We start from the raw sequence: 3,095 nt of genomic DNA, 5'->3' as shown, positions 1-3,095 counted from the left end.
TGTACTTTTTCATCGACCACCTCCTTGTTTGCACAAATATAGCGCAAACAATTTCGGAAGTCAATGACATGCCCAATAATATCATGTTGACGGGACACTAGCTCCGTAGGGTGGAACATGTTCCACCGTTACTAATCCTCGCGCCTCTGAGATTACACTCACTACAATCCTATCAAGTATGGTCTCCTGGGCGAGTAAACGATGAGCATCAACAAGATGGTGGAACACGTTCCACCCTACTTGACTCCATTTGGTCAACGCCTCGACGCGGAGCCAGCGTAACAATTTCAGACCGAAACATGGGGATCGACCAATCCCATCAACACACATTCGCTTCGCCTCCACCGACTTGGTTTCGCTTGACTGGAATAGAAGAACCTGGGACATCAGTCTTTGACACATCGCACCGAATACCCCGCACGCTCGCCGTAGGCGGTAAGAGTGATCTCCGGGCCGTGGAACGCCAAGTTTTGGCTGAACGCACCACCAGGCGGGTTCTTCGAGGATGTCCAGAAAAAGGCATAGTAGCCCATACCATGGGAGGTACCAAGATAGTTGCGCTTCCCGCCGGGCAGTGCGGAAAAGCCACTTTCGTTGGTTGCCCCCGCATTAGGACTTCCCCAATGAGTGGTCCCGGTTTGTTTCAACTTACCACCTGCAACACTTTCTCCTCCAAGATAATTAACTAGCGTCACCCACTCGGCGTAGCTCGGCACATGCCAGCCGTCCAGTGCCATGCTTCGGCTGTCATCTACAGCATACCAGTTATAAAGTAGGCCATAAACGGATACATAGCTTTCGTCATCATCGTAAGCACAATGAGCACCGGTAGAGAGGCCAGACCAAGTACTGCTGTCCGCTACATCAGGTATAGGATCTCCGTTGCGGAAATGGGTCACTCTAAGATTTCCCGCCATCCACACCTGGGTGCCAATTGTTACGGCTTGATAAACATTGCCATCAATGTCTGTGACTGTGCCTGAGGCAGAAGAAGTTCTGAAGGAATGAGCGCTGCCAAAACCCGTACCAACTCTGTTACTAGCGTAGGCTCGAACATAATACGGCGTGCCAGCCGACAGGTCAGTTAGCGAACTGGCGAAACTTCCGGTCCCCATACCATCGTTGCTTCTATGATCAGCTACAATTGGAGACGGATTTGTACTCCAGCAGACCCCGCGAGCTGTTATCGGAGACCCGCCATCCGATGTGGCCGTGCCACCACACTCTGCCGTGGTTTGGGTTTCTCCAGTAACTGGGGAAGTGGTAACAGTTGGCAGATTCGGACTCAGGGAATTGGCCGACGTGTCGTCGCTGCTACAACTTACGATCAAGAGCAGCACAAATACTATCAGAAACGATAGAATGATTGGGACTAATCTGTGGACTATCATTACTCCTCCAATGACGATTAGTTGTCATTTCATGTTCTGCAGCGATGCAAATACGATCGGCCGAGGACATCTTGTTTTAGCCCGACCAATCGCTTATTGCCACGCGAAAAGGACCATGCACAAGCATTCAATCCGGGACTTCCCACTTGTCAAGTCGAGACCTTGTGATTTTCATCGCTGGTCTGTGCTCCCTAAAGACCTCAAACTTCCGTTTTCCTCTTGGAAGTCGCACGGTCACGTTCTGCTTTGTAGCATTGAAGTCAAACAACTCGTTGATTTCTTCTGGTTCCAGCTCCGTAGGGTGGAACATGTTCCACCATCCTATTGATTCACATCGTCTATTCGCCCACGAGGCCATGCTGACGGATTGCAGGGAGTGTAGCTCACCAGACAAGCGAAGAAGATTCGGTGGAACGCGTTCCACCCTACTTCACTTGTTCTCTTTCTCCTCTTCCGTCTTCTTGAGCCATCCCGACAGCTTCTTTCTGACGACATCGTTGTGGCATTTGTCTTCCTGCTGATCGCCCTTCAATTTCGTCCAAGCAACATCAACTACGAAGCAGATTCCTGCAGCAATCAACCCAAGAATGATCATACGTTCATACAGTGCAGTAGAGGATTCACACATGCGATCAATGAAGAGGATTAGTAACCATAACAACGACAGAATGACACTGCAAAAGCACCGCCTAAGTAGCTTGCTCGCCTCTGAAACTCCCACGTGAGCAAAGCACATACGCAAGTCGATATTACCCACTCCCTATGAAACAGGTCTTGATCCAACACCCGGATTAAGTCGTCGACCCCGAACCAAGGCACTCTAGTCCCTTCCGTGATGAATGCCACCAAGAGCGCAAGTGCCGGAAAGAAGAGCAACAAGAAAGGGACTATGAACCAGAACGAAAGGCTCGCTAACTGGTCTTGGAAAAGACTCAAATACCCGATAATTAAGAGCGTATCAACTGCCAGGAAGAAATAGAGCCTGTTCTCATGATTGCCCACGCGGGTCTCGAACAGCAGCCGATACATATCCCAAATGTTGGGTGCGACTGTTCCAAGCTTATCCAGTTTGGCGTCCTCAGTTGACATCTGATCTCACGCACCTCTTCGAAGAAAGTCGGCAGTTGGCAGGCTCGATATGGGGCACACTTTGAGTGGCCGTAAATGGTCTTCTGTGATTCATCCCCCTCATCCCCCAGATTAGGTTCCTGCTGTGCCGATTACTCTCCATACATCAACAGCCCCAATCTGTCGTTGCATATTTCAATATCAAACGAAATATACCACGATCACCCCACCCTGTCAAGCCAAATGCCGCATTTCCTGTTGGTTCACGCGGAGAGGCTGTCCCACAAGTTTTGGTTGAGGCGGTTAAGTATCGTCTTTTTATTATCTGTATGTCTGATAATAGAGATATGAGGTAAGAGATGATATTAACTCCTGAAGATCCTCGCCAGTTGGAGATCAGTTGTCGAGCAGAATTGGTGGAAGAGGAACGGTTGGTTCGAGCGGTGGAGCATGTTGTTGATCGTCTGGACTTATCAGTTCTTTATAGCCGTTACAGTGAAGCAGGTCGTTCATTTTTTGATCCTTCGATGCAGCTGAAGGTGCTGTTTTTCGCTTACTGTGATGGAGTTCGCAGTTGTCGAGCGATCGCGAAGCATATCCGTTATGACATACGATACCGTTATTTTTGCGGCAGTC

Annotated in this window: 5 protein-coding genes; 1 reads left to right on the top strand and 4 read right to left on the bottom strand. The window is 49.4% G+C overall.

Annotation, left to right across the window (positions count from 1 at the left end; genetic code table 11):
• Window positions 1–386 precede the first annotated feature (386 nt).
• The 4 genes from KKH67_04080 to KKH67_04065 form a co-directional block, all read right to left on the bottom strand.
• The gene (locus KKH67_04080) at window positions 387–1,391 is read right to left on the bottom strand and encodes a fibrobacter succinogenes major paralogous domain-containing protein (GenBank protein ID MBU1318356.1); all 1,005 of its coding nucleotides are present in this window, start codon (window positions 1,389–1,391) and stop codon (window positions 387–389) included.
• A 127-nt stretch (window positions 1,392–1,518) separates the two neighbouring features.
• Window positions 1,519–1,701 carry a hypothetical protein gene (locus tag KKH67_04075; GenBank protein ID MBU1318355.1) on the bottom strand — a complete coding sequence of 61 codons (183 nt, stop codon included), beginning with the start codon at window positions 1,699–1,701 and terminating at the stop codon, window positions 1,519–1,521.
• 120 nt (window positions 1,702–1,821) lie between these two features.
• Entirely contained in the window at window positions 1,822–1,986 is a 165-nt protein-coding gene (locus KKH67_04070; protein ID MBU1318354.1) for a hypothetical protein, read from the bottom strand.
• A gap of 50 nt (window positions 1,987–2,036) precedes the next feature.
• Window positions 2,037–2,480, bottom strand: a complete 444-nt coding sequence (locus KKH67_04065; protein MBU1318353.1) for a hypothetical protein — start codon at window positions 2,478–2,480, stop codon at window positions 2,037–2,039.
• A 338-nt stretch (window positions 2,481–2,818) separates the two neighbouring features.
• Here KKH67_04065 and KKH67_04060 point away from each other — a divergent pair.
• On the top strand, window positions 2,819–3,095 hold a 277-nt coding region (locus KKH67_04060; GenBank protein ID MBU1318352.1), incomplete at its 3' end, for a transposase.

The sequence above is a fragment of the Candidatus Zixiibacteriota bacterium genome (assembly GCA_018820315.1).
Lineage (GTDB): Bacteria > Zixibacteria > MSB-5A5 > JAABVY01 > JAHJOQ01 > JAHJOQ01.
This window is presented reverse-complemented; position numbering and strand designations above follow the sequence as displayed.

Bases quoted from the DNA above. Each gene is read 5' to 3' on its own strand.
- KKH67_04070 (MBU1318354.1), bottom strand. From the start codon at position 1,986: ATGATCATTCTTGGGTTGATTGCTGCAGGAATCTGCTTCGTAGTTGAT.
- KKH67_04080 (MBU1318356.1), bottom strand. From the start codon at position 1,391: ATGATAGTCCACAGATTAGTCCCAATCATTCTATCGTTTCTGATAGTA.
- KKH67_04065 (MBU1318353.1), bottom strand. From the start codon at position 2,480: ATGTCAACTGAGGACGCCAAACTGGATAAGCTTGGAACAGTCGCACCC.
- KKH67_04075 (MBU1318355.1), bottom strand. From the start codon at position 1,701: ATGTTCCACCCTACGGAGCTGGAACCAGAAGAAATCAACGAGTTGTTT.